Here is a 24,279-nt window from a genome sequence, read left to right as displayed (position 1 = left end):
CAGCTCGTACGAGATTCAGGAACCAAGGAGCAACGTGAGCGGCAAGGGCGCACCCGAACTGTCCGTCAGCAACGTCGGCGACCTGCGCGTCGCGGTCATCGCGGCCCAGTGGCACGAGAAGGTGATGGACGGCCTCGTCGAGGGCGCCCTGCGTGCCCTGCGCGACCTCGGTATCGACGAGCCCACCCTGCTCCGGGTCCCCGGCAGCTGGGAGCTCCCCGTTGTCGCCAAGGTCCTCGCGGGCCGCGGCTACGACGCGATCGTCGCCCTCGGCGTCGTCATCCGCGGCGGCACCCCCCACTTCGAGTACGTGTGCCAGGGCGTCACGCAGGGCCTCACCCAGGTCTCCGTCGACACCGGAGTCCCGATCGGCTTCGGCGTGCTGACCTGCGACACCGAGGAGCAGGCCCTGGACCGCGCGGGCATCGAGGGCTCCAACGAGGACAAGGGGCACGAGGCGGTGACGGCAGCCGTGGCGACGGCGGCCACCCTGCGCTCAGTATCTGAACCCTGGCGCTGACGAACCCAGTATTTGGTCTAGCCTGAGCACACCATGTCCAAGAAGACGTTCGAGGAGCTCTTCACCGAGCTCCAGCAGAAGGCCGCCCACGGCGACCCCGCCACTTCCCGTACCGCGGAGCTGGTCGAGAAGGGCGTCCATGCCATCGGCAAGAAGGTCGTCGAAGAGGCCGCCGAGGTCTGGATGGCCGCCGAGTACGAGGGCAAGGAAGCGGCCGCCGAGGAGATCTCGCAGCTGCTGTACCACGTCCAGGTGATGATGGTCGCCCGCGGCATCTCCCTGGACGACGTGTACGCCCACCTCTGAGCCGTACCCCCGCACCCACAACCCGCACATACGAACGAAGGAAGCCGCCTCATGCTGCGCATCGCCGTCCCCAACAAGGGTTCCCTGTCCGGCCCTGCGGGGGAGATGCTGCATGAGGCCGGCTACCAGCAGCGCCGGGAGTCCAAGGAGCTGCGGATCGTCGACCCCGAGAACGAGGTGGAGTTCTTCTACCTCCGCCCCCGCGACATCGCGATCTACGTCTCCTCCGGCCGCCTGGACATCGGCATCACCGGCCGCGACCTCCTTATCGACTCCGGCGCCAACGCCGAGGAGATCCTGCCGCTCGGCTTTGCTCGCTCCACCTTCCGCTACGCCACCAAGCCCGGCACGGCGAACGGCGTCGAGGACCTGAACGGCATGACGGTCGCCACCTCCTACGAGGGCATCGTCGCCAAGCACCTCGCCGACAACGGCATCGACGCCTCCGTCGTCCACCTCGACGGCGCCGTCGAGACCGCCATCGAGCTGGGCGTCGCGGAAGTCATCGCCGATGTCGTCGAGACCGGTACCTCGCTGCGCAACGCGGGCCTGGAGGTCATCGGCGAGCCCATCATGAAGTCCGAGGCCGTCGTGATCCGCCGGGTCGACGCGGACACCACCTCGGAGAACGAGCCCAAGGTGCAGCAGTTCCTGCGCCGCCTCCAGGGCGTCCTCGTGGCCCGCACGTACGTGATGATGGACTACGACTGCCGCGTCGAGCAGCTGGAGAAGGCCGTCGCGCTCACCCCGGGCCTGGAGTCCCCGACCGTCTCGCCGCTGCACAACGAGGGCTGGGTCGCCGTGCGCGCCATGGTCCCGGCCAAGGAGGCCCAGCGGATCATGGACGACCTGTATGACATCGGCGCCCGTGCCATCCTGACCACGGCCATCCACGCCTGCCGCCTCTGAGCACCGGGGAGTCGTACGCCATGTCGGACGAGCTGCCTGCCCTGCCCGTCACTTTTCGGCCGGGCCGTACCCGGGCCGTGCTGCTGACCGCCGCCGGCGCGATCTTCGTGGTCATCACGGCGGTCGCGCTGCTGCTGCCGACGCTCGGCCCGGGGGAGCGGCTCAGCTTCGTGTTCACCGCGGCCATGCTCGCCGGCGTGCTGGGCCTGCTGTCCCGGCCCAAGGTGGTCGCCGACGAGTCCGGGGTCACCGTCGTCAACATCGCCGGCAAGCGGCACTTGGACTGGGCGGAGATCGTCCAGGTGAACCTGCGTGCCGGTGACCCGTGGGTCTTCCTCGACCTCACCGACGGAACCAGCCTGCCGGCGCTCGGCATCCAGCCGGGCATCGCCAAGCAGCGCGCGATCGAGGACGCCCATACCCTCCGTATGCTGGTCGAGTCCCGTTCGGTGGCCGAGCCGGAGCAGCGTCAGGGCTGACTCCGTACGGCGTCGGGGGGTGTCCCCGAGCAAGATCAGGGCCGACTCGGGGCTGTCTCAGGGCCGTCGCCCCTGCCGCATCGGCCCATGTCTTGATTAATCTGTTGGCGGAGGTGCTTTCGTCGCGCCTCCGCCGCTGTTGTGCCACGCGGTACTTCAGAGGCCCCCTGCTATTCGAGGAGTGACTCCTTCCAGCGATGGACGGATCGTCCTGTAGTACCTGCGCCGCCCCCTCCCGAGATACCGAGGCGGCGGCATGACCATCCCCCTTCTGCTCCTCGCCGCGGCGTTCCTCCTGATTCTCGCCAACGGCTTCTTCGTGGCGGCCGAGTTCGGCCTGGTGACGGTCGAGCGGCCGGAGGCCGAGAAGGCCGCGGCCGAGGGCGACCGACGGGCCCACAAGGTGGTGGGCGCGCTCAAGGAGCTGTCCTTCCAGCTCTCCGGCACCCAGCTCGGCATCACCATCACCTCCCTCGTCGTCGGCATGCTCGCCGAACCGGCGCTCGCGGAGATACTCCACGGCCCCTTCACCGCCCTCGGCATACCCGAAGGCGCTGTGTCCGGTGTCTCCGTGGTCGTCGGCATGCTGCTGGCCTCCGCCGTACAGATGGTGATCGGCGAACTGGTGCCCAAGAACTGGGCGGTGTCGAAGCCGATGCAGGTCGCCCGCTTCGTCGCGGGCCCCCAGCACGTCTTCTCCCGCCTGTTCCGCCCGGTGATCGCCGGCCTCAACGCGGTCGCCAACCGCCTGGTCCGCGCCTTCGGCGTCGAGCCCACCGACGAGCTGGCCTCCGCCCGCACCCCCGGCGAACTGGTCTCCCTGGCCCGCCACTCGGCCCAGGCCGGCGCCCTGGAACAGGACACGGCCGACCTCTTCGTCCGCACCCTCTCCCTGGGAGAGCTGACCGCGGAGAACGTGATGACGCCCCGAGTGAAGGTCAGCGCCCTGCAGTCGTCGGCCACCGCCGAGGATGTGGTCAACCTGACCCGCGCCACGGGCCTGTCCCGCTTCCCCGTCTACCGGGAGCGCATCGACGAGATCGTCGGCATGGTCCACCTCAAGGACGCCCTCGCGATCCCCTCCCAGGACCGGCTGCACACCCCGCTCGGCCATATCGCCAAGGCCCCGCTGCTGGTGCCGGAGACGCTGCCCGTGCAGCCGCTCCTGGCCCGGCTGCGCAGCGAACAGCCCATCGCGGTCGTCGTCGACGAATACGGCGGTACGGCGGGCGTCGTCACCCTGGAGGACATCGTCGAGGAACTGGTCGGCGAGGTGCGCGACGAGCACGACGGGCACGACCTGCCCGAGCTCGCCGCCGCCCCGCCCGAGGACGGCTGCCCCGCCTGGGACGTCGACGGCAGCTGCCGCGTCGATGTGCTCCAGCGCATAGGCCTCGACGTCCCGGAGGGCCCGTACGAGACGGTCGCGGGCCTTGTCGCCGACCTGCTCGGCCGTATCCCCGCCCCCGGCGACCGGGCCGAGCTGCCCGGCTGGCGGCTGGCGGTGCGGCAGGTCGGGCACTATCGGGCAGAGCGCGTACGACTCGTACGGACGGCTCCCGCCACGGATTCCCTCGCCGTGGTGGAGGCGGCCCGATGAGCGTGCTCCAACTCCTGTTCGCCCTGCTCCTCGTGCTCGCCAACGGCTTCTTCGTCGGCGCCGAGTTCGCCCTGGTCTCCGTCCGCCGCAGCCAGATCGAACCCTTGGGGACGGCCCGGGCCAGACAGGTCCTCTACGGTCTGGAGAATCTGCCCCAGATGATGGCGGCGGCCCAGTTCGGCATCACCGTCTGCTCGCTGACGCTCGGCGCGGTGGCCGAGCCGACGGTGGCGAAGCTGCTGGAGCCGGTGTTCGAGGCCATCCATCTGCCGCATGGCATGATCCACCCCCTGGGCTATGTGATCGCGCTGGCCGTGGTCGTGTTCCTCCACCTCGTCATCGGCGAGATGCTGCCGAAGAACCTGGCGATGGCCGCGCCGGAGAAGACGGCGCTCTGGCTGAGCCCCGCACTGGTGGCTTTCGCGAGGCTCTGCAAGCCGGTCACGATCGGCCTCGGCGCCTGCGCCCGCGTCGTGCTGAAGCTCTTCCGTGTCGAGCCCAAGGACGAGGTGGAGGCCGTCTTCACCAGTGTCCAACTGGGCCGGCTGGTCGAGGACTCCGGACAGGCCGGGCTCCTCGACCCCGAGGAACAGGAACGCTTGGAGGACGCCCTCGAACTGGGCTCGCGCCCGGTGACGGACGTCCTGCTGAAGCGCGACTCCCTGGTGACGGTGGGGCCCTCGGTGACCCCGGCCCAGGTGGTGGCGCTGACGGCCCGCACGGGTTACTCCCGCTTCCCGGTGGTGGCGGAGACCGGCGCCTTCATGGGCCGCTACCTCCACGTCAAGGACGTCCTCGACCTGGAGGACTCCGACCGTGCGGTCCCCCAACAGATATGGCGCCCCATGACCACCCTCAGGGCGGAGCTTCCTCTCGACGACGCCCTCACGGTCATGCGCCGCGCCGCCACCCACCTCGCCCAGGTCGCCGACGCCTCCGGCAAGGTGCTGGGTCTGGTCGCCCTGGAGGACGTCCTGGAACTCCTGGTCGGCGAGGTCCGAGACCCGGCCCACCGCGAGACTCCACCGGTCCGCCTGACGGAGCCGCGGGGCAGCGAAACCCCGAAGGAGGCGCTGGCCGGCTGACCGACCCCGGGGGCGGCCGGGGCCTTTCCTCGCCCCCGCGTCCCATCCCCCAGGGGCTGCGCCCCTTCGACCCGCTGGGGCAACCCCCGGCTTTTAAGGGGCGCCGGGGAACTGCGCGAGCAACCACACACAACCCGCAGCCGCCCACGATCCCGCAACGCCCGAGCTCTCAGGCGTGCGGGGTCGAAGGGGCAGCCGCCCCTGGGGATGGGACGGGTAGGGGCGGCGGGGGCGAAGACCCCCCTGGAGGAGCCGCCCGCGCTCAGATCGCCGAAGGGTCCTGCGGCCCTCGCCCCGACAGGACCTCCCCGTACGCCTGCATCAGATCCGGCAGTCGAAGAGTCGACAAATCGTCACGCGTCGGAATGCTCGGATACCCTGACAGCCGCAGATCCCGATACGCGCAGCTCTTCTCGTACAGCGTCCGCAGGAACCGCCCGTTGCCGAGTTCGTCGATCCATCCCTGGTCGACGACATGCCCGGAGATGGAGCGCAGCTCGTCGAGGGCCTCCTCGTCCCACACGTCCCCGTTCTCGGCGGCGAGCACCTCCCCGATGGAGGTGAGCTCCAGAGGCCGATAGGAAGGGAAGTCGACGCGCGTCGTGAAGCGGGACGACAGGCCGGGATTCGCGGCCAGCAGCCGGTCCATGCCCTCCGGATACCCGGCGAGGATCACGACAAGGTGGTCCCGGTTGTCCTCGGCACGCTTCAGCAACACCTGCAGCGCTTCGTCGCCGTACGCGTCGCCCTTCCCGTACCCGGAGTTGGACAGCGAGTACGCCTCGTCCACGAACAGCACGCCACCGATCGCCGAGTCGATCAACTCGTTGGCCTTCACGGCGGTCTGGCCGAGATACTCGCCCACCAGGTCCGCCCGCTGGGCCTCGACGAGATGATCGCCGCCCAGCAACCCGAGCGCGTAGAACACCCGGCCCAGTATTCGGGCCACCGTCGTCTTCCCCGTCCCGGACGGGCCGGAGAAGACGAAGTGCCGCTTGGGCGGCTGGACGGGTAACCCCTGCCCCGCCCGCAACCGCGCCATGTTCAGCTGCGCGGACAACGCCTTGACCTGCCGTTTCACCGGCTCGAGCCCGACCATCCGCTCCAGCTCCGCGAGCGCCTCCTCCAGCAGCTCGGGATCGGTCGGCCCGGGCGGCAGCGGATCCACCGGCGCCACGGACTTCTCCCGGACGAATGTGTCGCCGGCCTCGGGCGGCAGCCCGCCCGGCGGTGGCAGTCCGGGATCGGAGAGCTTCAGGTCCCGCCCCTCGGGGTCGAAGAGCGGATCCAGCCCGTCGGCCCCGTCGAGCATGTCCTGCCCGGACCCGCCGAGCGCGATCGCCGCGAAGTCGGCCGGGTCGTCGTACCCGTCCCCCTCGGCGATGGCCGCGAGCCGCGCGGAGGTGTCCATGAAGGCGGGGTCGACCCGGTGCACGGCACGGTAGAGCGGCAGCGCGGCGGCGCTGCGTCCCGTGCCCTCGTGGGCGCGGGCCAGCCAGTACCGCAGCTCCTTGCGCTGTGGCTGCTCGCTGCGACAGCGCATCAGCGCGGCGGACAACAGCGGCTCGGCCTGGCCGTACGTCTCCAGGCGGACCCGGGCCATTCCCCCGAACAGGCCGGCCTCTATGCCCAGCAGCGGGTCGTCGAGCAGCGGATCGGTGTGCCGGACGAGCTGCTCCCAGTCCTTGACGAGGTACGCGCGGCAGGCGTGCAGGAAGCGGACGTGGTGGTCGGTGTCGACCGGCGGTAGCCCCGCGAGCGCGCGGTCCAGCTCGGGGACATGGCGGCCGTCCAGCCAGTGCGAGGCGTGCGCGAGGAGCAGGTCGCGCGGGCTTTCGAGCACCGGCTGGACCCACCAGCCCAGCCAGTACCAGGAGTTGAGGGGGCGCCCATGGCGGCCGCGCTGCTCCCCGAAGCGCTCCCGGTGCCGGAACATCCGGAGCAGCGCGGTCGTCGTGTCCACCCGCAGCGCGTGCAGCCCGAGCCAGCCGTCGGCCATCCCTGGATCCATCCGCACCGCGGCGCGGAACTCCTCCTCTGCCTGCGGATACGCGCCCATGGTGTAGGCGTCCACGCCTCGCAGCCAGGCGAGGTCGGCCGGGGCCTCGGGGCCCCGCGAGCCGAAGTCCATCACGTCCCCCACAAACCGTGCCCCCGTTGGAAACCGAACGGGCCGGTGCCCGACGGCAGCCTTCGTCGAACCGCTGTGCCGCGGACGGGAGTTGCGCCGGTGCGTTTTCCGCAACCGTCCGAATGTCGCACCGAGGGCATCGTACCCGCGGGTCGGTCGCCCATCGAAGGGTGCCGCAGTGCTCGAATTACGAGGTGGGAGCAGACGGGGCGCATAGCGCACGGTGACCGAGGGTGAAGGAATCGTGCACCGGGTCGGGCCGAAAAGGCGCCAGAAGGCAGAACGAAGCCCCCGATCACGGGGGAACAACCGGGGGCTTCGCGTATCTGGGCGGCTCGGAATGGCCGCACATTGAGAACGTAAGTCCTGTAAGGCCCCGAGGTCAAGCCGAGTTGAAGCACTCGGGAAACTTGCCGGACAAGATCCTTCACAAGTTCAGCACATTGCGGATGGGTCGTCACCCTGAGTGAGGTGCAGCCCGGATTCGGGTGTCGTCACCGGCCCCGTGAGCACCTCGTACCCCGTGAGTCCCGGCCGAATCAGCACATCGGCGAACGGTCGTGAGGGGTCCTCGGTGAAGTGCCGCTGTTCCGCCCGGACCCAACCGGCCCAGAACTCGCTCTGCTCCGCCCCGTCCCGTGAGCGCCCGCGCGCCCAGGCCTCCTCGTCCGGCAACTCCATCCACACCAGCCGTGCCAGATGCGGACGCAACGCGCGGCGGCCCGCGCCGACCCCCTCGACGATGATCACGGGCGCGGGCGGCAGGGCGCGCACGGGACCGAAGGCGCGCTCGCGCCAGTCGTACGGGGCATAGCGCGCGGTCTCGCCGTGCCGCAGCGGCTCGATCACCTGGCTCAGCAGCCGTCCGGTCCACGCGAACAGTTCCTCGTGCGTGGCGATGTCGTCGAGGTGCAGCACGGGGGCGCCCTCGAGCGCGTCGGCCAGCCGCTCGGCGAAGGTGCTCTTCCCGGAGCCCGCGTGCCCGTCGACCCCGACCAGCCGGACCGGCCCGCAGGAGGGCGGCAGCAGCCGCAACCGGTCGGCGAGGGCACTGACGGCGGGATCTTCGGGGGTGGGTGAGGCGTGCACAGACGAATTGAACACCGGGGTGCGCCGTATCGGGGCATGCCAGTGGTGTGGACCAATATTGGCGGGCGTGGCGAGGCCCGAGGTGCTGGCAGAAGTCCGCTTCCGGCGTCCATAGTTGGCGAACAGCCGTGCGTTTGAACTGTTCCTTCCGGACCACTGGGGGTCACCCGCACATGTCGAGACTTTCCGAGCCGTCCCGCAGGACCGTCCTCGCCGCAGCCGTCGCCACCGTCACCGCCACGGCGGCCGCAGGAGCCGTGAGCCAGGCCGCCGCCGACACCCCGAGCGGCCCGGTCGAAGCCGCCGCCGGTCCCGCGAAAGCACCGGAACGCCTCGTGGATCACCGCGCCTGGACCTCGTACACCGACTGGCGCGCCGGCGGCGCGAAGGGCACCCGGGCGACGGCGGGGGAGCGGCCGGGGCTGGTGATCGCTACGCCGGTCGGCACCACCGACTACACCGACCCGCACACCGGCCGGACGGCCACCTGGGAGTACGCGACCTGGACCTCTCCGGTCCACCGGCTCTCGGTCCCCGCCACCGAGGTCATCGCGTCCTGGAACGCGCACACCCCCGACGGCACCTGGGTCCAGATCGAGCTGAAGGGTACATACTCCGACGGCACGGACACGCCCTGGTACGTGCTGGGCCTGTGGGCGGCCGGCGACCAGGACATCCGGCGGACGTCCGTCGACGGCCAGAAGGACGGCAAGAGCAGCGTCTGGACCGACACCCTCGCGATCGACGACCCGGCCACGGGCCTGCGCCTCGTCTCGTACCGGCTGCGCCTGACCCTCCACCGCACACCGCGTACCGGCGTCACTCCCAAGGTGTGGCGACTCGGCGCCATGGGCTCCGACATCCCCGACCGTTTCACCGTCCCGGCCTCCACCCCCGGGCTCGCGCGGGAGCTGAGCGTCCCGCGCTATTCGCAGGAGACCCACAAGGGCCAGTACCCGGAGTACGACAACGGCGGTGAGGCCTGGTGCAGCCCCACCTCCTCGCAGATGATCATCGAGTACTGGGGGCGCCGGGCCACCGCCGAGGACCTGGCCTGGGTCAACCCGGACTACGCCGACCCGCAGGTGTGCCACGCCGCCCGGTTCACCTACGACTACCAGTACGAGGGCTGCGGCAACTGGCCCTTCAACGCCGCGTACGCCGCCACGTACCGGGACCTCCAGGGCGTGGTGACCCGGCTGGGCTCGCTCACCGACCTGGAGACGCTGATCGCGGCGGGCATCCCGGTGATCACCTCCCAGTCGTTCCTCGCCGAGGAGCTGACGGGGGCGGGCTACGGTACGGCCGGCCATCTGATGACGGTGATCGGCTTCACCGCCGACGGCGACGTCATCGCCAACGACCCGAACTCGCCGTCGAACGAGGCGGTGCGCCGGGTCTACCGGCGGCGCGAGTGGGAGAACATCTGGCTGCGGACCAAGCGGTACAACGCCTCCGGCAAGGTCGTCTCCGGCACCGGCGGCGTCTGCTACCTGTATTTCCCGGCCCGCCCCACGCCCCGCCAGCGCACCGCCCTCGCGGCGGTGGGAGTGCGTGTGTGACCAACCTCTCGGCCGCGACTGCCCAGGCCGGTGGCAAGGTGGACGGAATGGTGGGGGGATTCCGCCGCACACCGACCACACCAGCGAGCTGACATGACCGCGACCTCCGCCACCGCCGCCCGCGTCCGTGCCCGAACCGGCGGCCCCAAGGACGACGGCCCGAAGATCGTCGAACACGTCACGGGCTGGACCCTTGTCGCGGTCCTCGCGATGCTCGTGACCCAGTTGGGTCTGCTGTGACCTGATTCCGCCCGCCGATTCCGTCGATCAGAGTCGAACAGGCTGGTGGCGAGGTCTGCCATACTGCGGATGTCCCGCCGGGCAGTTGGAGACCAGGACCGAAATTGAATAGTAGTCAACAGCGTGAGGTCGAGCCACCGCGGGCACGCGGCACCGACCGCTCCCTAGCGCGCCGCGCCGAACTCATCTCCATCGGGCGGAAGCTGTTCGCCGACACCTCGTACGACACATTGTCGATGGACGACATCGCGCGGCAGGCACACGTGGCCAAGGGGCTGATCTACTACTACTTCAAGTCCAAGCGCGGCTACTACCTCGCGATCGTCGAGGACTCGGTGGCCGACCTGATCACGGCTGCCTCGAGCGGCCTCCAACTGCCGTCCGTGGAGCGGGTGCACCGCACCATGGACTGCTATCTCCGCTACGCCGAGGACAATCAGGCCGCGTACCGCACGATCGTCAGCGGCGGCGTCGGCTTCGACACCCAGGTGCACGCCATCCGGGACGGCGTCCGCGAGGCGATCGTCGCCACCATCGCCGAAGGTGCGTACGGCAGCAGCGACATCACGCCGGTGGTCCGCATGGGCCTCTTCGGCTGGGTGTGTGCGGTGGAGGGCGCCACCCTCGACTGGATCGACCGCCCCGACCTGTCCCGCGACACCCTGCGCGAACTGCTGGTCAAGATGCTGGGCGGCGCACTGCGCGCCATCGAGGAGATCGAACCGGCCTACGTCGCCCCGGGGCCCGCCCGCCGCGACGGCTGAGCCGGGGGCGGAGGCCGGCCTCGGCCTCCGCCCCAAGTTCCCTGCGCGGGACGTCAGTCGATCGCCTTGATCAGCTCGCCGTTCGCGGTGTCGCCGCTCAGCTCCCAGAAGAAGGTGCCGCCGAGCCCCTGCGCGTTCTTGTAGGCCATCTTTCCCTCGATGGTCTGCGGGGTGTCGTAACTCCACCAGTCGGCACCGCACTTGGCGTACGCGGTCCCGCCGACCACCCCGTTGGCCGGGCATATGGTCTTGAGCACCTTGTAGTCCTCGTAGCCCGCCTCGTACGTGCCTGCCGCCGGGCCGGTCGCCGTGCCACCCGGCGCCGACTGTGTGACGCCGGTCCAGCCGCGTCCGTAGAAGCCGATGCCGAGCAGCAGCTTCGAGGACGGGATGCCGAGGCTCTTCAGCTTCTTGATGGTCGCGGCGGTGTTGAACGCCTTGTTCGCGATGCCGGGGTACGGGAACAGTGGCGAGTGCGGGGCGGTGGTCGCGTCCCAGGCGCCGAAGTAGTCGTACGTCATCGGGTTGTACCAGTCGACGTACTGGGCGGCGCCCGCGTAGTCCGCCGCGTCGATCTTGCCGCCGTTCGTTGCGTCGGCGGTGATCGCCGCGGTGACCAGTTCGTTCTGGCCGAATCGGGAGCGCAGCGCGGCCATCAGGTCCTCGAAGGCCTCACTCCCGCTGGTGTCACAGGTGAGGCCGCAGGCGTTGGGATACTCCCAGTCGATGTCGATGCCGTCGAAGACGTCGGCCCACTTCGAGTTCTCGACGAGGTCGTAGCAGGAGTTCGCGAAGGCCTCCGGGTCCTTCGCCGCCTCGCCGAATCCGCCGGACCAGGTCCAGCCGCCGAACGACCAGACGATCTTGAGGTTCGGGTGCAGCTTCTTGAGCTTGCGCAGCTGGTTGAAGTTGCCGTGCAGGGGCTGATCGGCGGTGTCGGCGACGCCGTCCACGGACTCCTCGGCGGTGAAGGGCTTGTCGGTGTCCGCCCAGGCGTCGCCGATCGTGCACTTGCCGTCGACGACGTTGCCGAAGGCGTAGTTGATGTGCGTGAGCTTCTTCGCCGAGCCGGACGTCTCGATGTTCTTGACGTAGTACTGGCGGCCGTAGATGCCCCAGTCGATGAAGTAGCCGACAACCTTCGAGCCGCTCGCGCCGGCCGCCTGGGTCGCGGGGCGCGGCTTCGCGGGCGTGGCGGTCGCGGTGCCCGCTCCGGCGAGAAGCCCGGCGCCGAGGGCGGCGCAACAGGTGGCGGAGACAAGCGTTCTGACGGGGACGCTGGAGCTGTGCGGTCTGAGCATCGGGACTCCGGGAGAGGGGAGCATGGCGGGGAAGGTGCTGCCAGGACCTGCTGTGCTGATTGGCATGAACGCGGTGACGCCGCGTTGGGGAGACCGTAGAGGACTAGACCACTTCGGTCAATGGTCCGGACCAATTTCGGCCAGGCGTGGCCTGTTGGTGAATGTGTCCTAATGAACGGTCGTTAACTGGTGACTGGCTGCTCCGGATCGGGCATACTCCAAGCGCCACCGCCGCTGATCAGCGGCTTCCGTGATCCGGAGGAGGACCATCGGCTGTGGCACGTGAGACCCGGCGGCACCACTTCATCCCCGGTGCGTGTCCGTCGCTGTGCCCGACAGGGAGGAGAGCGTCGCCATGTCAGACCGCGCGCCGCAGCCAGTGGACCGTCAACTGCCCACGGAAGAGGCCCGGGATCTGATCTCGCTCGTCCGTGAGATCGCGCAGCGGGAGATCGCCCCGTCCGCGGCCGAGGAGGAGGACGCCGGACGTTTCCCGCGCGAACTTTTCGGCCTGCTCTCGGAGTCGGGACTGCTCGGCCTGCCGTACGACTCGGAATACGGTGGTGGCGACCAGCCGTACGAGGTCTACCTCCAGGCGCTGGAGGAGCTCGCCATGGCCCGGCTCACCGTCGGCCTCGGCGTGAGCGTCCACACCCTCGCCTGCCATGCGCTCGCCAACTACGGCACCAAGGAGCAGCAGGTCGAACATCTGCCCGCGATGCTCGGCGGCGGCCTGCTCGGCGCGTACTGCCTCTCCGAGCCGTCCTCCGGATCGGACGCCGCGTCCCTGCGGACGAAGGCGGTGCGGGACGGCGACGACTGGGTGATCACCGGCACCAAGGCCTGGATCACGCATGGCGGGATCGCCGACTTCTACACGGTCATGGCGCGTACGGGCGCAGAGGGCTCCCGGGGTATCACGGCCTTCCTGGTGCCCGGGGACGCAGAGGGGCTGAGCGCCGCGGCGCCCGAGAAGAAAATGGGCATGAAGGGTTCGCCCACCGCGCAACTCCACTTCGACGGGGTACGGGTCTCCGACCGGCGGCGCATCGGCGAGGAAGGCCAGGGCTTCGCGATCGCCCTGTCCGCGCTCGACTCCGGGCGGCTCGGCATCGCGGCCTGCGCGATCGGTGTGGCCCAGGCGGCGCTGGACGAGGCGGTCGCGTACGCCGCGGGACGGCAGCAGTTCGGGCGGCCGATCTCGGACTTCCAGGGGCTGCGCTTCATGCTCGCGGACATGGCGACCCAGATGGAGGCGGGCCGGGCGCTCTACCTCTCCGCCGCCCGGCTCCGCGACGCGGGCAGGCCGTTCTCCAAGCAGGCCGCCATGGCGAAGCTGCTGTGCACCGACGCCGCGATGAAGGTCACCACGGACGCGGTCCAGATCCTCGGCGGGTACGGCTACACGGCGGACTTCCCCGCCGAGCGGTACATGCGCGAGGCCAAGGTGCTCCAGATCGTCGAGGGCACCAATCAGATCCAGCGGATGGTCATCGCTCGTCACCTCGCGGGCCCCGAGTCTCGCTGAAGGAGCAGCCGGGAGAACCGCCGAAGGTGATGTTGGTGGCCAATGGGCCCATGGCGGGGCCGAATTGACCGAGGCCGGCCGGGAACGCCGCGAGCCGGACCCACTCCGGGTCGTGCCGCCCCGGCAGGGTGCGGCCCCGGTCGGCCCAGGTCCGCATCAGGGCCCGGTAGATCGGCGGGTCCTGCGGCTGGGCCGGCCGGGGCGGAAGCGATTCTGCCGACGCCGGAACGAAGATGTGACGCCGACGCCCGGTCACCGAGTAAGAAGGGGTCATACCGGGCAAACGCCTGCGAGGGCCGACCGGTCACCGCTCCGCAGAATCGTGCCTGCGTTCGCGACAGGCCCGAACGGGACCGGGTGAGCCCTGTCCCGGCGGACGCAGGCCGATCCTGCACCATGGCAGCCTGCCCGACGCCATGGTGCGGTGTGACCTGCGAGGTGGTGACCTGCGGGGTGCGGATTCTCCGGTCGGCCACGTCGGCGAGGCGTCGCGGACGTCGTGGACCTCGTGGGCCGAACCGGTGGTCAGGACAGAACAGGCCCTGGAATCAGGCCGCCTGACGGCGCATCATCGGCACGCGCATCGGGCGCGAGCCCGGGCCGCCGACGTGCGAGAAGGGCTGGGTCCGCCAGTTGAGTCCCTGAGGGAGCGTCAACAGAAGGGCGGTGTCCTGCTCCTGCGGCTCGATGGACTCGTCCGCGGGCCGGGCGTCACTAGCCGAACGGCCCGTACCGGCGCAGACCGTGAGCCCGAACGGGTTCCACGGCGACACGACCAGCGCGTGCTCCGGCAGGGTGTCCTCGTCGGACAGCAGGGCGATGGGCTGGGCGCAGTCCGGGCAGATCACCCGGAACATTTCGAAGGTGTCGTACGCGTCGAACTCGTCGTCGGGTTCGACGCCCTCCGGCTCGGGCTCGATGACCGCCTGGAGACGCTTGGGTGCGGTACGACCAGGGCGCTTAAGACTCTGCATGGGATTCTCCCCCTCGGGCTGGGCCGTGAAGGCACTGCGGCCTCGACCACAGCAAGCACTTCCCGTCCCGTCTCGGCGGTAATCACGAGATCATCACGAAGCCTGTTCGGGTGATGTGGTCTTCGTCACATGCCGCTCGCAGATGCCCAGCGGGGCGAGGCTGTCACCCGGACGGTTCACGACGAACTCTCAGCAACATCACGAACCGGGCATGACCTGCGTCGCTCAGGTATCGGAGGAGATCAACCGCCCTGTAGGTTCTTGCGCCATGGAGGAGCTGGACCGACAGATCGTGCAGCTGCTCGTCGCGGACGGGCGGATGAGCTACACCGACCTGGGCAAGGCCACGGGCCTGTCCACGTCGGCCGTGCATCAGCGCGTGCGCCGACTCGAGCAGCGTGGCGTCATCCGGGGCTATGCCGCGGTCGTCGACCCGGAGGCCGTCGGGCTGCCGCTGACCGCGTTCATCTCGGTGAAACCCTTCGATCCCAGCGCCCCCGACGACATCGCCGACCGCCTCGCCGGCGTCCCCGAGATCGAGGCCTGCCACAGCGTCGCCGGCGACGAGAACTACATCCTCAAGGTCCGCGTGGCGACCCCCCACGAGCTGGAGGAGCTCCTGGCCCGCCTGCGCACCCTCGCAGGCGTCTCGACACGCACGACGGTCGTCCTGTCGACACCGTACGAGGCCCGGCCGCCGAGGATCTGACGACTACCGCGCTACTGGCGCACTGTTCGCGGCCTCGTCAGCCGTAGCCCGCTGCTCGCGACCGTCGGCCACCGCTCTGAAAGCGTGGCCCTGGTGCGGCGCGGCAGCCGGCACGCGCGAAACTGTCCTCATGAGTGAACGCACCCCGTCGACCACCGTTCTGCTGCGCGGCGGAGAAGTCCACAGCCCCGCCGACCCGTTCGCCACCGCGATGGTCGCGGAACACGGCCAGGTCGCCTGGGTCGGCTCCGAGGGCGCTGCCGACGCCTTCGCGGACGGCGTCGACGAGGTGATCGACCTTGAAGGCGCGCTGGTCACCCCGGCGTTCACGGACGCCCATGTGCATACCACGTCCACCGGCCTCGCACTCACCGGCCTCGACCTCTCCGCCGCCCCCTCCCTGGAGGCCGCCCTCGTTCTCGTACGGGAATTCGCGGCCGCCCGCCCGGCCGACCGCGTCCTCCTCGGCCATGGCTGGGACGCCGCCCGCTGGCCCGGCGGCCGCCCCCCGACCCGCGCCGAACTCGACGAGGCCACCGGCGGACGCCCGCTCTACCTGAGCCGCATCGACGTCCACTCGGCGGTCGCCACCACCGCCCTGCTCGACCTCGTCCCGGGCGCCGACGGCTTCGCGGACGGCCCGCTGACCCGGGACGCCCATCACGCCGTACGTGCCACCGCCCTCGGCGCCATCACCGAGGCCCAGCGCACCGAGGCCCAGCGCGCCGCCCTCGCCCACGCCGCCTCGCTCGGTATCGGCTCGGTGCACGAGTGCGCGGGCCCGGAGATCTCCTCCGAGGACGACTTCACCGGGCTGCTGCGGCTCGCCGCCGAGGAAGCCGGCCCCCGTGTCGTCGGCTACTGGGCCGAACGTGATGTGGAGAAGGCACGCTCCCTCGGGGCCGTCGGCGCCGCGGGCGACCTTTTCGTCGACGGCGCCCTCGGCTCGCACACGGCATGTCTGCACGAGCCGTACGCCGACGCCGAGCACACCGGCACCGCGTACCTGGACGCGGCGGCCGTCGCCGCCCATGTGGTGGCCTGCACCGAGGTGGGGCTCCAGGCGGGCTTCCATGCCATCGGGGACGCCGCGGTGACCTCGGTGGTCGAGGGTGTGCGCGCGGCCGCCGAGAAGATCGGCCTGGCCCGGGTGCGGGCCGCCCGGCACCGTGTCGAGCACGCCGAGATGCTCATTCCCGACACCGTCGCAGCCCTCGCCGAGCTAGGCCTCACCGCCTCCGTCCAGCCCGCCTTCGACGCGCTGTGGGGCGGAGAGGAGGGCATGTACGCCACGCGGCTGGGTGCCGATCGGGCCCGCACCCTCAACCCGTTCGCGGCCCTGCTGCGGGCCGGCGTGCCCCTGGCCTTCGGCTCCGACAGCCCCGTCACGCCCCTCGACCCGTGGGGCACCGTCCGCGCGGCGGCCTTCCATCGCACGCCGGAGCACCGGGTGTCCGTGCGCGCGGCGTTCACGGCGCACACGCGGGGCGGCTGGCGGGCGATCGGACGCGACGACGCGGGTGTCCTGGTCCCCGGGGCCCCCGCGGACTACGCGGTGTGGCGCACCGGCGACCTCGTCGTCCAGGCCCCCGACGACCGGGTCGCCCGTTGGTCCACGGACCCCCGTTCCGGCACCCCCGGCCTGCCCGATCTGAGCCCCGGCACCGACCTCCCCGTCTGCCTGCGCACCGTGGTCGGCGGACGCACGGTTTTCGTACGGCCGGGGGAGTGATCTCCGGGGCCGGCGCGGAGCCGATCATGGCCCGCCGCTTTCCCGCGCTACCTGGGAATCCTCCGCGCCGACCAGGCAACCGGGGGGAAACTCCGCAGGCCGAACGGCAGTTGACAGTCGACGGGAGGGGGCGGGTAGGTTCTGCCCGGTCCACCACCGGACGTCCGACCGGGGAGCGCACCACCACTGGGAGCCAGGCCCAGCGTCAGCGCCACGACGAGGGAACGTTCCGGCCCGGTCGGGTAGGTGTGACCCGGGTGGGGCCCGGACGCTCAGTAGACAACGGCTCTCGGTCGGCCCGCAGCCAGCGGGCCCCAGGTCGGCCCGAAGGGTGCCGGGCCCCCTCCGTAGCGTGTACGACATCCGTCTCCCGCACGCCCCTTGTCGAATCGAGACTCCTCTGGACATTGAGCCGACACTTCCTCGCAGGCCGTGGCCACTATGGTGGACGCCTGCGTACGGACTTGAAGGGGCAGTAGTGAACGACGGCGACGGGACCCTCGCGGCAGAAGGCCAGGAGAGGCGGTTCGGCCCGCTCGGCACGGCCTTGGTGATCATCCCGACCTACAACGAGGCCGAGAACATCAAGAAGATCGTCGGCCGGGTGCGGAAGGCTGTCCCCGAGGCGCACGTCCTGGTGGCTGATGACAACAGCCCCGACGGCACCGGCAAGCTCGCCGACGAGCTGGCCGCCGAGGACGACCACGTCCAGGTGCTGCACCGCAAGGGCAAGGAAGGGCTCGGCGCCGCCTACCTCGCGGGCTTCCGCTGGGGCATGGAGCACGGCTACGGCGTCCTGATCGAGATGGACGCCGACGGTTCCCACCAGCCCGAGGAACTGCCCCGGCTGCTGACCGCCCTCAAAGGCGCCGACCTCGTTCTCGGCTCCCGCTGGGTGCCGGGCGGACGCGTGGTGAACTGGCCCAAGTCCCGTGAGTTCATCTCCCGCGGCGGCAGCCTCTACTCCCGCGTCCTGCTCGACGTTCCCGTCCGCGACGTCACGGGTGGCTACCGGGCCTTCCGGCGCGAGACCCTCGAAGGCCTCGGCCTCGACGAGGTCGCCTCCCAGGGGTACTGCTTCCAGGTCGATCTCGCCCGCCGCGCCATCAAGGCCGGCTATCACGTCGTCGAGGTGCCCATCACCTTCGTCGAGCGGGAGCTGGGCGACTCCAAGATGAGCCGGGACATCCTCGTCGAGGCGCTGTGGCGGGTGACCGCGTGGGGTGTGGGGGAGCGGGTCGGCAAGGTCCTCGGGCGGGACAAGCAGGACTGACCTCCACTTCACGCCTCATGCACACCTGATCATGCCCTTATCCCGTACTGAGCCGGGGCCAGGCACACTGGGAGCATGACGACTGGCGCTCCGACCCCGACGTACCCCGTCCGGCCCCGGCGCTCACGGCTGCGTACGTTCCTGCCGCTGGGTGTCGCCGCGTGGCTGGTGCTGGAGATCTGGCTGCTCACCGTGGTGGCGAGCGCCGCCAGTGGTCTCGCGGTCTTCCTGCTGCTGCTCGCCGGTTTCCTCATCGGCTCCGCTGTGGTCAAACGGGCCGGGCGGCGGGCCTTCCGGGCGCTCACCGAGACGCTGCAACAGCAGCAGGGCGGTGTGGCGGCGATGCCTGCCGGGGGCAAGAGCGAGGGTAACGGCTTCCTGATGCTGGGTGGGCTGCTGCTGATGCTGCCGGGCCTGATCTCCGACGTGGTGGGGCTTGTCCTTCTGGTTCCGCCGGTTCAGAAGGGGCTGGGGCGGTATGCCGAGCGGACCTTCGAGCGGAAGATTCGGGAGGCTGGTGCGGGGTCCTTCGGGGATGCCTTTCAGCAGGCGCGCATCCATCGACCTGACGGCAAGGTCGTTCAGGGTGAGGTGATTCGGGACGACGCCGGAACCAGGGGTGCTTCGGAGGATCCTCGGCCGCCGCTGAGTCGTTGAGGGGTTTTCTCGCCCCCGCCGCCCCTACCCGTCCCCATCCCCAGGGGCGCTGCCCCTTCGACCCCGTTCCGCCTGAGAGCTCGGGTGGGCCTGAGAGCTCGGGTGGGTGGGGCTGGTCGCGCTCACGCGGCGGAGCCGCAAATCGACACAGCCCCGCGCCGCTTCAGGGGCGCGGGGAACTGCGCGAGCAGCCACATACAACCCGGAGCGGACAAGCGCACCGCTGCCCAAAGACCGCGGGCGCCGTACACCAGGTGTACGGCGCCCGCGGTCTTGGTCGCGCTGTGCGGCCCGCCCAACCCCCGGAGGGGCTACGCGGACTTGCGGCTGTCTCGCGGATGGACCGCGATGTTCATCGCGCCGGAGCGGAGAACCGCCAGACGCTCCTCGAGGACCTCTTCGAGTTCCTCACGGGTGCGCCGCTCCATCAGCATGTCCCAATGCGTACGCGCGGGCTTGGCCTTCTTCTCCTCAGGGCCGTCGCCATCCACGAGGAGTGCCTGGGCCCCGCAGACCTTGCACTCCCACTCCGGCGGGATCTCCGCCTCGACCGAGAAGGGCATCTCGAAGCGGTGCCCCTTCTCGCATGCGTACTCCACGGCCTGGCGCGGAGCCAAGTCGATGCCGCGGTCCGTCTCGTAGCTGGTCACCACGAGGCGCGTGCCGCGAAGAGCTCGCTCACTCATGAATCGTGCCTCCCGGGCTTGTCGCCCACAGGACAGGTGTCGCTGTCGTCGTCATCCGGTCAACGTCCGGTCGGCGGTAAAGATTCCCGTTCCGTGTCCCGTTCCGGGTCATGCGTCGCCGTCGTAGCCGCCCTTGTTGTACCCACCGGCGCCCGGTTTGTCACATCTGACAGCAGATGTCACCCAGCGTTTCGGCATCTTTGACGCGCAGTAACGGTACGCCTGGCAGGCCAAACGCGTACACTACAGCCCTTTCGCTCCGGGTGCTAAATCCTGTCGGGTACGGGATTGCCCGCGTCGCTGATCGCCCGGCGCACCGGAACCCTCGCGAGCAGGGCGAATCCCAGCACGAAGAAGGCGACCAGGGAGATGATCGCGTCCCGATAACTTCCCGTCAGCTGGTAGGTCAGACCGAACAGCAGCGGGCCCAGCCAGCTCATGCCGCGGTCGCTCATCTCGTACGCCGAGAAGTACTCGGCCTCCTTGCCGCGCGGGACGAGGTGGGAGAAGAGGGAGCGGGACAGGGCCTGGCTGCCGCCGAGGACCAGGCCGATGCCCGAGGCGAGGACGAAGAACCAGAGCGGGGCCCCGGCCGGGAGGAAGTAGCCGACGCCGAGGATCAGGGTCCAGGCGATCAGGGAACCGAGGATGGTGCGCTTCGCGCCGTACCGGCGGGACAGTCGGCCCATGCCCAGGGCGCCGCCCACCGCCAGTATCTGCACCAGCAGTACGGCCACGATGAGCGTCGACTGCTCCAGGTCCAGCTCCTCGGAGCCGTACACCGAGGCCTGGGAGATCACCGTCTGGATGCCGTCGTTGTAGACGAGGTAGGCGAGGAGGAAGCCGAGGGTCAGGGGGTGGCGGCGCATGTCGCGGACGGTCGCCGCGAGCTGACGCAGGCCGGGGGCCGTCGCCTCCTCGGTCGCGTCCGCCGGGCTCCGGCGGTCGCGGAGGCGTCGTAGCGGAATGAGGGTGAAGGCGCCCCACCACAGTCCGGCGGAGGCGAGGCAGATGCGGACCGCCATGCCTTCGGAGACGCCGAAGGTGTCGTGGGCGGTGAACAGGACCAGGTTCGCGACGAGGACCAGGGCGCCCGCCGCGTAGCCGAAGGCCCAGCCCCGGGAGGAGACCGCGTCGCGTTCCTCGGGGGGTGCGATCTGCGGGAGGTAGGAGTTGTAGAGCATCATCGCGATGGACTGGGACGCGTTCGCGACGATCAGGAGGAGGCCGCCGAGCAGGTAGCGGTCGCCGTTCAGGAAGAACATGCCGGCGGTCGCGGCGGCCCCCAGATAGGCGGCGGCGCCGAGGAGGGGCTTCTTGCGGCCGGTGCGGTCGGCGGCCGCGCCCACCAGAGGCATGATCACGACGGCGAGGATCACCGACAGGGAGACCGAGTACGCGAAGAACGAGCCGGCGCGGACCGGGATCCCCAGGGGATGGACGTAACCGTCCGTGTCGGCGGCGGACTTGGCGACCTCGGTCAGATAGGGGCCGAGGAACACGGTCAGGACGCTGGTCGAGTAGACCGAGCAGGCCCAGTCGTAGAAGTACCAGCCACGCTGTTCGTGTCGCCTGCCCGCGGCCTCGTCGGCGTCGTCCGTCCGCACGGTGTCGGTGCCCACCCGTGCCCCTCGCTTCCCCGTGAACGGCCGCGCGAGGGTGTCAGACCCAGGTCCCCCGGTCCTCAAGCACCTTGCGCAGCGTGTCGATGTGATCGGTCATGATGCCATCGACTCCCAAGTCCAGGAGGCGGTGCATACGTTGCGGTTCGTTCACGGTCCACACATGGATGTGCAGCCCGCGTGCGTGGGCGGCGCGCACGAACCGGTGGTCCACCACCGGCACCCCCGACTGCGACTCGGGCACCTGTGCGGCGACCGCCGAGCGGCGCAGCGCGGAGGGGATGCCCCAGGAGCGCAGCCGCAGGCCCAGGACGCCGCCGGTGCCGTACGAGGTGGCCAGGCGCGGGCCGGCGAGGCGCTGGGCGCGGGCGACCCGGGGCTCGGAGAAGGAGCCGACGCAGACGCGGTCCCAGGAGTCGGTGCGGGCGATCAGATTGAGGAGCGGGTGCAGTGCCGGCTCGGCCTTGATGTCGACGTTCCAGCGGACCTCGGGGAAGGTTTCGAGGAGTTCCTCGAAGAGGGGGACCGGTTCGACGCCCGCCACGCGCGCCTGCTGTACGTCCTTCCACGGCAGGTCCGCTATCCGGCCCGCCCCGTCGGTGACCCGGTCCAGGGTCGCGTCGTGGAAGGCGACGAGCTTGCCGTCGCGCGTGGCGTGCACGTCGGTCTCGATGTACCGGTAGCCCATCTCGGCCGCGCGCCGGAACTGGGACACGGTGTTCTCCAGGCCGTCCGCCGCCCCGCCCCGGTGGGCGAAGGCGATCGGGCCCGGGTGGTCTAGGTACGGGTGGCGTATGAGGGCGGTCACCGGGGCAGTATGACCCGCTTCGATGGACCGGTGGCAACGACCGTGCTGCCCGATGCCGAGGGGACGGCGAACACACGCAGGAAGAGCTGAGCCAGCGGGCCGATGGCGAGGGCGTAGAGGAGGGTGCCCACGCCGACCGTGCCGCCGAGGAGGAATCCCGTTGCGACGACCGTCAGTTCGATGGCCGTGCGCACCAGGCGGATCGACAGCCCGGTGACCCGGTTCAGGCCTGTCATCAGTCCGTCGCGCGGGCCGGGGCCGAAGCGGGCCGCGATGTAGAGGCCCGTCGCCGCGCCGTTCAGGACGATGCCGATCACCATCAGGGAGACGCGGGCCGCCATCGTCCGTGCGTCGGGCGTCACGGCCAGTGTCGCGTCCATGGCGGCGCCGATCACCAGGACGTTGGAGATCGTGCCGAGGCCGGGGCGCTGGCGCAGGGGGATCCAGAGGAGCAGGATCGTGGCGCCGACGATGGTCAGGACGACGCCCATCGACAGACCCGTCCGCTCGGCGAGGCCCTGGTGGAGCACGTTCCACGGTTCCAGGCCGAGGCCGGACCTGACGAGAAGCGCCGAACTCACGCCGTAGAGCGTGAGGCCGACATAGAGCTGCGACAACCGCCGCGCGAGATGCCCGTGTGCGGACAAGAGATTACCCCCCTGTGGTGACAGTGGCCTGACTCATGTCACCCTGTGGCTTGAGGGGTGGCTCCATCCATGGCCAATCCGGGGAAGGTGGACTGGAAATCGTGTCTCAGTGGACTTCGGCGGTGGGGGCCGCGCAGCTCGCCCGCATGCTCAACTCCCAGCAGGACCGCCCCAATGGGCCCGGCAGCAAGCGTCCGCCCGCCTATCGCGCCCTCGCCGACGGTGTACGGCTGCTGGTCCTGGAGGGTCGTGTGCCCGTGGCCGCCCGACTGCCCGCCGAGCGCGAACTGGCCCTGTCCCTGTCCGTCAGCCGTACGACCGTCGCGGCGGCGTACGAGGCCCTGCGCACGGAGGGGTTCCTGGAGTCCCGCCGGGGAGCGGGCAGCTGGACCGCCGTGCCGGCGGGCAAGCCGCTTCCCTCGCGGGGGCTGGAACCGCTGCCGCCCGAGGCGCTCGGCTCGATGATCGACCTGGGCTGCGCGGCCCTGCCCGCGCCCGAACCCTGGCTGACCCGGGCCGTGCAGGGCGCGTTGGAGGAACTGCCGCCGTACGCCCACACACACGGCGACTACCCGGCCGGGCTGCCCGCGCTCCGCTCGATGCTCGCCGAGCGCTACACCGCGCGCGGGATCCCGACCATGCCCGAGCAGATCATGGTGACCACCGGGGCCATGGGTGCCATGGACGCCATCTGTCACCTCTTCGCGGGACGTGGTGAGCGGATCGCCGTGGAGTCGCCGTCGTACGCCAACATCCTTCAGCTGATGCGGGAGGCCGGGGCCCGACTGGTGCCGGTCGCCATGGCGGAGGGGCTCGCCGGGTGGGACATGGACCGCTGGCGGCAGGTCCTGCGGGACGCGGCGCCGCGGCTCGCCTACGTCGTCGCCGACTTCCACAACCCGACCGGCGCGCTCGCCGACGAGGACCGGCGACGGGGGCTCGTCGACGCGGCCCGGGCCGCCGGGACCGTGCTCGTCACCGACGAGACCATGAGCGAGCTGCATCTGGACCCGGAGGTGGAGATGCCCCGGCCGGTCTGTGCGTTCGATCCGGCGGGGTCCACGGTCATCACGGTCGGGTCGGCCAGCAAGGCGTTCTGGGCGGGGATGCGGATCGGATGGGTGCGGGCCGCGCCCGAGGTGATCCGGAGTCTGGTCGCGGCGCGGGCGTACGCCGATCTGGGGACGCCGGTGCTGGAGCAGTTGGCCGTGAACTGGCTGATGAGTACGGGGGGTTGGGAGCAGGCCGTCGGGATTCGGCGGGAGCAGGCGCGGGAGAACCGGGACGCGTTGGTCGCCGCCGTGCGTCGGGAGCTGCCGGACTGGGAGTTCTCCGAGCCTCGGGGTGGGCTGACGTTGTGGGCCCGGACCGGGGGGCTGTCGGGGTCGCGGCTCGCGGAAATGGGCGAGCGGGTCGGTATCCGGGTGCCGTCGGGGCCTCGGTTCGGGGTGGACGGGGCGTTCGAGGGGTATGTGCGGCTGCCGTTCACTGTGGGGGGTGCGGTCGCGGACGAGGCGGCACTGCGGTTGGCGGCGGCGGCGCGGCTGGTGCGGAACGGGGGAGCGGGCGGGAACGAGACGCCGAGGACGTTCGTGGCGTGACGTGCCGCTTGCCGTGTTCGGCACCGGGGTGGGGTGTGCCTCGTAAGAGGCGCGGG

23 protein-coding genes are annotated in these 24,279 nt (G+C 70.5%); 15 read left to right on the top strand and 8 right to left on the bottom strand.

All coding sequences use genetic code 11. The features are described from left to right. Positions 1-34 precede the first annotated feature (34 nt). The 6 genes from ribH to CES90_RS14210 all read left to right on the top strand — a co-directional run bounded on the left by ribH (position 35) and on the right by CES90_RS14210 (position 4,899). Entirely contained in the window at positions 35-520 is a 486-nt protein-coding gene (gene ribH, locus CES90_RS14235; protein ID WP_189785149.1) for a 6,7-dimethyl-8-ribityllumazine synthase, read from the top strand. Positions 521-553: 33 nt separating this feature from the next. Next, complete coding sequence (locus tag CES90_RS14230) at positions 554-826, top strand: phosphoribosyl-ATP diphosphatase (RefSeq protein ID WP_189785148.1); 273 nt, start codon at positions 554-556, stop codon at positions 824-826. A 51-nt stretch (positions 827-877) separates the two neighbouring features. Then, positions 878-1,735, top strand: a complete 858-nt coding sequence (gene hisG, locus CES90_RS14225; RefSeq protein WP_149828004.1) for an ATP phosphoribosyltransferase — start codon at positions 878-880, stop codon at positions 1,733-1,735. A 20-nt stretch (positions 1,736-1,755) separates the two neighbouring features. Further along, positions 1,756-2,214 carry a PH domain-containing protein gene (locus CES90_RS14220; RefSeq protein ID WP_189785147.1) on the top strand — a complete coding sequence of 153 codons (459 nt, stop codon included), beginning with the start codon at positions 1,756-1,758 and terminating at the stop codon, positions 2,212-2,214. A gap of 256 nt (positions 2,215-2,470) precedes the next feature. Further along, positions 2,471-3,814 carry a hemolysin family protein gene (locus CES90_RS14215; RefSeq protein WP_189785146.1) on the top strand — a complete coding sequence of 448 codons (1,344 nt, stop codon included), beginning with the start codon at positions 2,471-2,473 and terminating at the stop codon, positions 3,812-3,814. Next, positions 3,811-4,899 carry a hemolysin family protein gene (locus CES90_RS14210; protein ID WP_189785145.1) on the top strand — a complete coding sequence of 363 codons (1,089 nt, stop codon included), beginning with the start codon at positions 3,811-3,813 and terminating at the stop codon, positions 4,897-4,899. Before CES90_RS14215 ends, CES90_RS14210 begins: the two co-directional genes overlap by 4 nt. A gap of 262 nt (positions 4,900-5,161) precedes the next feature. Here the strand turns inward: CES90_RS14210 and CES90_RS14205 are convergent, their stop codons facing one another. Both CES90_RS14205 and CES90_RS14200 read right to left on the bottom strand, forming a co-directional pair. Beyond that, positions 5,162-7,030, bottom strand: coding sequence for an AAA family ATPase (locus tag CES90_RS14205; protein ID WP_189785144.1), 1,869 nt, complete (start codon positions 7,028-7,030; stop codon positions 5,162-5,164). A gap of 435 nt (positions 7,031-7,465) precedes the next feature. Beyond that, complete coding sequence (locus CES90_RS14200) at positions 7,466-8,119, bottom strand: uridine kinase family protein (RefSeq protein ID WP_189785143.1); 654 nt, start codon at positions 8,117-8,119, stop codon at positions 7,466-7,468. A 173-nt stretch (positions 8,120-8,292) separates the two neighbouring features. On the opposite strand from CES90_RS14200, the gene CES90_RS14195 reads away from it, so the two are divergent. From CES90_RS14195 to CES90_RS14185, 3 genes are all read left to right on the top strand, one after another. Further along, the gene (locus CES90_RS14195; protein WP_189785142.1) at positions 8,293-9,681 is read left to right on the top strand and encodes a peptidase C39 family protein; all 1,389 of its coding nucleotides are present in this window, start codon (positions 8,293-8,295) and stop codon (positions 9,679-9,681) included. 93 nt (positions 9,682-9,774) lie between these two features. Next, positions 9,775-9,921: an SCO1431 family membrane protein gene (locus CES90_RS14190; protein WP_189785141.1), complete on the top strand. Its 147-nt coding sequence runs from the start codon at positions 9,775-9,777 to the stop codon at positions 9,919-9,921. Between the two features lie 104 nt (positions 9,922-10,025). Next, positions 10,026-10,685 (top strand): TetR/AcrR family transcriptional regulator, encoded by a 660-nt coding sequence (locus CES90_RS14185; RefSeq protein ID WP_189785140.1) that lies wholly within the window; start codon positions 10,026-10,028, stop codon positions 10,683-10,685. 53 nt (positions 10,686-10,738) lie between these two features. On the opposite strand, the gene CES90_RS14180 is transcribed toward CES90_RS14185, so the two are convergent. Further along, the gene (locus CES90_RS14180; protein WP_189785139.1) at positions 10,739-11,986 is read right to left on the bottom strand and encodes a glycoside hydrolase family 18 protein; all 1,248 of its coding nucleotides are present in this window, start codon (positions 11,984-11,986) and stop codon (positions 10,739-10,741) included. A 355-nt stretch (positions 11,987-12,341) separates the two neighbouring features. Between CES90_RS14180 and CES90_RS14175 the strand changes: the two genes are divergently transcribed. After that, a complete protein-coding gene (locus CES90_RS14175) occupies positions 12,342-13,514 on the top strand; it encodes an acyl-CoA dehydrogenase family protein (RefSeq protein WP_189785138.1) in 1,173 nt (390 codons plus the stop codon). A 548-nt stretch (positions 13,515-14,062) separates the two neighbouring features. On the opposite strand, the gene CES90_RS14170 is transcribed toward CES90_RS14175, so the two are convergent. After that, a complete protein-coding gene (locus tag CES90_RS14170; protein WP_189785137.1) occupies positions 14,063-14,488 on the bottom strand; it encodes a hypothetical protein in 426 nt (141 codons plus the stop codon). Between the two features lie 268 nt (positions 14,489-14,756). On the opposite strand from CES90_RS14170, the gene CES90_RS14165 reads away from it, so the two are divergent. The 4 genes from CES90_RS14165 (at position 14,757) to fxsA (ending at position 18,859) form a co-directional block, all read left to right on the top strand. Continuing rightward, a complete protein-coding gene (locus CES90_RS14165; RefSeq protein WP_149828016.1) occupies positions 14,757-15,197 on the top strand; it encodes an Lrp/AsnC family transcriptional regulator in 441 nt (146 codons plus the stop codon). A 130-nt stretch (positions 15,198-15,327) separates the two neighbouring features. Then, complete coding sequence (locus CES90_RS14160) at positions 15,328-16,929, top strand: amidohydrolase (RefSeq protein WP_189785136.1); 1,602 nt, start codon at positions 15,328-15,330, stop codon at positions 16,927-16,929. 478 nt (positions 16,930-17,407) lie between these two features. Further along, entirely contained in the window at positions 17,408-18,202 is a 795-nt protein-coding gene (locus CES90_RS14155; protein ID WP_189785135.1) for a polyprenol monophosphomannose synthase, read from the top strand. A gap of 75 nt (positions 18,203-18,277) precedes the next feature. Continuing rightward, positions 18,278-18,859: an FxsA family membrane protein gene (gene fxsA / locus CES90_RS14150; protein WP_189785134.1), complete on the top strand. Its 582-nt coding sequence runs from the start codon at positions 18,278-18,280 to the stop codon at positions 18,857-18,859. A 311-nt stretch (positions 18,860-19,170) separates the two neighbouring features. Here the strand turns inward: fxsA and CES90_RS14145 are convergent, their stop codons facing one another. The 4 genes from CES90_RS14145 to yczE all read right to left on the bottom strand — a co-directional run bounded on the left by CES90_RS14145 (position 19,171) and on the right by yczE (position 22,622). Next, complete coding sequence (locus CES90_RS14145; RefSeq protein WP_003977404.1) at positions 19,171-19,545, bottom strand: RNA polymerase-binding protein RbpA; 375 nt, start codon at positions 19,543-19,545, stop codon at positions 19,171-19,173. A gap of 266 nt (positions 19,546-19,811) precedes the next feature. Beyond that, positions 19,812-21,167 (bottom strand): MFS transporter, encoded by a 1,356-nt coding sequence (locus tag CES90_RS14140; protein WP_189785133.1) that lies wholly within the window; start codon positions 21,165-21,167, stop codon positions 19,812-19,814. A 40-nt stretch (positions 21,168-21,207) separates the two neighbouring features. Continuing rightward, complete coding sequence (locus CES90_RS14135) at positions 21,208-21,975, bottom strand: glycerophosphodiester phosphodiesterase (protein ID WP_189785132.1); 768 nt, start codon at positions 21,973-21,975, stop codon at positions 21,208-21,210. Further along, the gene (gene yczE, locus CES90_RS14130; RefSeq protein WP_189785131.1) at positions 21,972-22,622 is read right to left on the bottom strand and encodes a membrane protein YczE; all 651 of its coding nucleotides are present in this window, start codon (positions 22,620-22,622) and stop codon (positions 21,972-21,974) included. Before yczE ends, CES90_RS14135 begins: the two co-directional genes overlap by 4 nt. A 101-nt stretch (positions 22,623-22,723) precedes the next feature. Between yczE and CES90_RS14125 the strand changes: the two genes are divergently transcribed. Beyond that, positions 22,724-24,223: an SCO1417 family PLP biosynthesis transcription factor gene (locus CES90_RS14125; protein WP_189785130.1), complete on the top strand. Its 1,500-nt coding sequence runs from the start codon at positions 22,724-22,726 to the stop codon at positions 24,221-24,223. Positions 24,224-24,279 lie beyond the last annotated feature (56 nt).

This window comes from Streptomyces capitiformicae (assembly GCF_002214185.1).
Classification (GTDB): Bacteria; Actinomycetota; Actinomycetes; order Streptomycetales; family Streptomycetaceae; genus Streptomyces; species Streptomyces capitiformicae.
This window is presented reverse-complemented; position numbering and strand designations above follow the sequence as displayed.